This window comes from Pseudanabaena mucicola FACHB-723 (assembly GCF_014696385.1).
GTDB lineage: Bacteria > Cyanobacteriota > Cyanobacteriia > Pseudanabaenales > Pseudanabaenaceae > Pseudanabaena.
Genome location: NZ_JACJQB010000082.1, coordinates 1 through 4,870, shown reverse-complemented (window position 1 = coordinate 4,870; position 4,870 = coordinate 1). Strand labels below are relative to the sequence as shown.

Here is a 4,870-nt window from a genome sequence, read left to right as displayed (position 1 = left end):
TGATTCAAGAGAAATTAGAGCAGTGGAAGAACCAGCAAGTTGAGATTTTCCAGTTACCCCCTTATAGTCCCCAGTTGAACTTGATTGAAATTTTGTGGCGTTTCATGAAGTATGAGTGGATTGAACTCAATGCATATGAATCTTGGGAAAGTTTAGTCTCTTATGTTGAAAAAGTTCTTCGAGACTTTGGTTCAACTTATGTAATTAATTTTGCTTAGCTACTTACGCCGAAGGCTTTGACGGAGGAGATTGTGCGCTATACGTTGGAGCCGTTGGTATATGTGGGGGTAAGTGAGGGTTTGCCGCAGGATAAATGGAAGTTGAGGTCGCCGCAGGAAATTCTGAATCTGAAAATATGCGATCCGACGATGGGTTCGGGGGCGTTTTTGGTGCAAGTTTGTCGCTATTTGGCGGCGCGGTTGTTGGAGAGTTGGGAAGGGTTGCCCCCTAGCCCCCAAGTTTGGGGGAACAAGAGTATTCAAAGTCCCCCAGAATTGGGGGATTTAGGGGGCTTAGATAGCTTAAAACAAAGACAGATGTCAGTCTTCACGGTTTTTGGGAATGTCTCTAAGCCTGATCTTGATGAGGCTTTGATTCCTGATGATGATTTGGATCGCTTGATTGTGGCGAAGCGGTTGATTGCGGAGCGTTGTGTGTATGGTGTGGATAAGAATCCTTTGGCGGTGGAGATGGCGAAGTTGTCGTTATGGTTGGAGACTTTGCAGAAGGATAAACCGTTTACGTTTGTGGATCATGCGTTGCGGTGTGGGGATTCGTTGGTGGGGGTGACGGTGGAGCAGTTGCGGTTTTGGGATTTGAATGTGTCGAGTCATATTCATCAATTGGGAATTGGGATTAATGAGGTATGGAATCGGATTCGGGAGGCGATCGCTAAGCGGATGGAGCTTGAGAGTTTTACGGTGAATTCGCGGGAGGATCGGGCTAAGAAGGAAGCTTTGTTGGCGGAGTCGCAAGCTCGCATTAAGGATCTGAAGGATCGGGCGGATTTGTTGGTGATGTCGTATTTGGCAAGTTGCAAAAGGTCGCAGCAGGATGATTTGCGCCGTGAGTTGCTGTTGGTGGCGAATGGTGAGATGGATGTGAGTGAGTCGCAGCGTGAGTTATTGCCAGATTTGGAGGCGTTGCGTCCATTTCATTGGGAGTTGGAGTTTCCTGAGGTGTTTTTGAGTTCGACTAGTCAGAAGACAACAGGCAAGGGGCTTAAGCCTCTTGTTCCCTTGGTGGCGCAAGGTGGTTTTGATGCGATTTGTGGCAATCCGCCGTTTATGGGTGGGTCAAAAATTACGGGAGTAATGGGAACGCCTTATCGTGATTTTCTGGTAGATTGGATTGCTCAGAAAAAGGGAAATGCTGATTTTGTGGCTTATTTCTTTTTGCAAGCTTGCAATTTATTGAAAAATGATGGATGTTTTGGTTTGGTTGCCACAAATACCATCGCGCAAGGTGACACGAGAGAAATCGGTTTAGATCAAGTCGCAACTAAAGGAAAAATTTATCGCGCTATTCCCAGTCGTCCTTGGTCGGGGACTGCGGCGCTAGAGGTTGCGTATGTTTGGGCTAAAAAAGGTGATTGGGAAGGAAAATATTTGCTTGATGGGAAAGAAGTTGAAGGAATTACGCCTTATCTCACAGTGTCTAATCAAACACTTGGAAATCCTCTCAAACTTGAAGCTAATAGTGGAAAGTCGTTTACAGGAAATAAAGTTTATGGAGAAGGTTTTGTATTAGAAATAGAAGAAGCTCAATCTTTAATTATCAAAAACCCTAAAAATAAAGATGTTTTATTTCCTTATCTCAATGGGGAAGATTTAAACACCAGCCCTAATCAATCTCCTGCACGTTGGGTCATTAACTTTTTTGATTGGTCATTATCCCATGAACATGACGATCCGAAAAATCCTAAAGGTGCGCCTTATGCTTCTGATTATCCTGATTGCTTAGAAATTGTAGAAAAGTTGGTTAAACCTTACAGAGATACTGTAAATAATAAGAAAACTCGTGAGCAATGGTGGATTCATGAAAGAACAAGAAAAGAACTTTATGACGCGATCTCCCAATGTGATCGGGTTTTAGTGAAAACTCAAATTAGTAGAACTTGGGCTTGGGCTTTTCAAAAGACGGGAATTATTTTTGATCAACGTTGTGTGGTTTTTGCAGTAAATTCATGGCGATATTTTTCAATTTTACAATCTGAGATTCATTGGGAATGGTCTATGCAATTTGCCTCAACGCTAAAACAAGATATGTCATATACTCCATCAACTTGTTTTGAAACTTTCCCATTCCCATTCCCAACCCCAGAAACAGAAAAAGAACTAGAAGCAATAGGAGAGAAATATTACAACCAGCGTCAGCAGATCATGCAAACCACCCAACTCGGACTCACCAAAACCTATAACCGCTTCCACGACCCCAACGACATCGCGATCGACATCCAGCAACTTCGGGAACTGCATATACAGATGGATTACGCAGTGATGAAAGCTTATGGGTGGGTGGAGCAATTACGAATTACGAATTACGAATTGGGAGGAGAGCAATTCCCGTTGGCTCATGGGTTTCATCAAACTAAACAAGGACTAAGATTCACCATCAGTGAAACCGCACGGCGCGACATCCTCGATCGCCTCCTTGCCCTCAACCATCAAAGATACGCCGAAGAAGTCAAAGCAGGAGTTGGGAAGGAAAAAGGAAAAAGGAAAAAGGAAAAAGTGGTAGATAAGAGGCAAACGGTGTTAGACGTTTAGTAATACAAAAATTGCCTCCGTAAAGCTTTTTGCCTCCTCAATTGCCATTAGCGCATCATTTTCTTCAGGCTCAAACCGAACATTGTAATCACTCAACTGGCGATCGTCATAGGCACTTGCCAGAGACTTTACCAAATCAGCGCTAATCTTTCCCGTTTTCACAAAATGTAAACCAAATAACTTAATCAAACCCTTATGAGTAGAAACTTCCAAACCTTCTGATAACAACAAAGCCTGAGCAGCATAGTACATCGCATAGTAAGAACGGGACAAACATAAACGATAACGCCTCGCATCCACAAGCAATTGCGCTGTTTCTAACTCTTCTTTGGATAACGCGATAAATCTTTGTAAGTCGCTCATAGAGCTATTCCATCGCGGCGAATGCTATTTATAAACGAAGCAGAATTGTCATTAAACTCATCCAAAGACATAGGCATAATTGAAAGCAGTTCGCCAAACTCCAGTAAAAAATCTAACTTAATATCTGCCATCCGCCGAATTTCTGACATCGGTAAAACGCGATCGCGCAGCACCACCAAAATATCAATATCAGAATCCGCATTCGCCTCACCCCTCGCCACCGAGCCATACAGCAACAATGTAAATAGGCGATCGCCATAAAGTTTCTGTAACTTGAGTTTTAGTTCTGTTAATAAGGTTTGGAGTTGATCGGTAACCACGCCACTAGCACTATTGATCATCATTTACTCCCAAAAATCTACTGTCATCAGCTATGCCTAGAATTTTAACCGATCCGTCATAATGAAAGACAATAGATAAAATGTTACAGCGATCGCGCCATGCTAGAAACCATTCATCAAGAAATCGACAACCTCTCCACCGAAGCCCAAGAACTACTCTTAGACTTTATCGGCATTCTCAAAAAACGTTATACCAGTGCAAAAACATCACAGCAACCAATCTCCAATAATCTCCCACCAGCAACCCATCGCCGCCACAAAGGAACTGCCAAAGGTAAGTTAATCATTCACACCGATGATAAAGAACATCTAAAAGATTTTCAGCAGTATATCTGAGTCTATTGTTTATAATATCTATAAAACCTATAGAAACTATAGATAATGAACAAAAGCAAAACCATATCTGCCCATGTCACCAGTGAAACGATCGCTAAAATCGATCACCTTGCCAAACTTGAAAACCGATCGCGATCGCAACTTACAGGCGCAGTCGTAGAACTAGGCGGCGACCTCCCCCATGAAGCATGGACAGCATTACTCCAGATCAAAGCAATGGGAACTATCGAAGATTGGCAAGCTCTACAGCAAGCCCTTACCCGCACCCTCCTCAATCATCGCTATCGACTACTGCAACAGAAAATGTCAACTCAAGGCGATCGGCAATGGCTCGACACCCTAGAAACCGAAGACGACATCCTTAATGCTGCCGTATTACTGACACAACATGGCTAAAATTTCGCGATGGTGTCTCGATCTCAATATTTGGTGTGCTGCCATCCTCGCCGACCTTAAACAAAACCAAGGATCAGCCTGCCAAAATTTAGTAAGCATTGTTCAAACAGGCAAAAGTCATTTTGGCTCAGTCGAACTGATCGTTTCATGGGGAATGCTCAATCGTTTGCAAGCAGTTCTACTTCGTCTGCAAATATCTCCAGAATATGCCTTTAAGTAGCTAAGCAAAATTAATTACATAAGTTGAACCAAAGTCTCGAAGAACTTTTTCAACATAAGAGACTAAACTTTCCCAAGATTCATATGCATTGAGTTCAATCCACTCATACTTCATGAAACGCCACAAAATTTCAATCAAGTTCAACTGGGGACTATAAGGGGGTAACTGGAAAATCTCAACTTGCTGGTTCTTCCACTGCTCTAATTTCTCTTGAATCAGTTGACTGGTATGAATAGAGGCTTTATCCATAACAATCACTGTTGGCTTGGTAGATTGACGAGCAAAGTCATCGATACAAGCGAGAATGACTGCACTGGTGATACTGCGTTCAAAAACATAAGCAGATAAGTCATTGTTTCGATTCATCAAACCCACGACATTTAACCTCTTACTGCGTTGACTGGGTAAGCTTAAACCCGTCCCTTTCTCTTGCCAAGCATAGGGAA

Annotated in this window: 8 protein-coding genes; 5 read left to right on the top strand and 3 right to left on the bottom strand. The window is 42.8% G+C overall.

Annotated elements, in window-relative coordinates; genetic code table 11:
* On the top strand, positions 1–218 hold a 218-nt coding region (locus H6F41_RS18460), incomplete at its 5' end, for a transposase (protein ID WP_190404926.1).
* 18 nt (positions 219–236) lie between these two features.
* Complete coding sequence (locus H6F41_RS18455) at positions 237–2,768, top strand: Eco57I restriction-modification methylase domain-containing protein (RefSeq protein WP_190404925.1); 2,532 nt, start codon at positions 237–239, stop codon at positions 2,766–2,768.
* Here H6F41_RS18455 and H6F41_RS18450 read toward each other — a convergent pair.
* Complete coding sequence (locus tag H6F41_RS18450) at positions 2,757–3,131, bottom strand: HEPN domain-containing protein (RefSeq protein ID WP_190404924.1); 375 nt, start codon at positions 3,129–3,131, stop codon at positions 2,757–2,759. The two genes, H6F41_RS18455 and H6F41_RS18450, sit on opposite strands and share 12 nt — an antisense overlap.
* Positions 3,128–3,475: a nucleotidyltransferase domain-containing protein gene (locus tag H6F41_RS18445; protein WP_242023115.1), complete on the bottom strand. Its 348-nt coding sequence runs from the start codon at positions 3,473–3,475 to the stop codon at positions 3,128–3,130. The genes H6F41_RS18450 and H6F41_RS18445 overlap by 4 nt, the downstream gene beginning before the upstream one ends.
* Positions 3,476–3,571: 96 nt before the next feature.
* Between H6F41_RS18445 and H6F41_RS18440 the strand changes: the two genes are divergently transcribed.
* The 3 genes from H6F41_RS18440 to H6F41_RS18430 are packed head-to-tail and all read left to right on the top strand — an operon-like array spanning position 3,572 to position 4,424.
* Positions 3,572–3,808 (top strand): DUF2281 domain-containing protein, encoded by a 237-nt coding sequence (locus tag H6F41_RS18440; protein WP_190404923.1) that lies wholly within the window; start codon positions 3,572–3,574, stop codon positions 3,806–3,808.
* A gap of 45 nt (positions 3,809–3,853) precedes the next feature.
* The gene (locus H6F41_RS18435; protein ID WP_190404922.1) at positions 3,854–4,204 is read left to right on the top strand and encodes a ribbon-helix-helix protein, CopG family; all 351 of its coding nucleotides are present in this window, start codon (positions 3,854–3,856) and stop codon (positions 4,202–4,204) included.
* A complete protein-coding gene (locus H6F41_RS18430) occupies positions 4,197–4,424 on the top strand; it encodes a PIN domain-containing protein (RefSeq protein ID WP_190404921.1) in 228 nt (75 codons plus the stop codon). Before H6F41_RS18435 ends, H6F41_RS18430 begins: the two co-directional genes overlap by 8 nt.
* Here the strand turns inward: H6F41_RS18430 and H6F41_RS18425 are convergent.
* Positions 4,425–4,870 (bottom strand): IS630 family transposase (locus tag H6F41_RS18425; protein WP_190401965.1); only part of this gene is annotated, 446 nt, incomplete at its 5' end.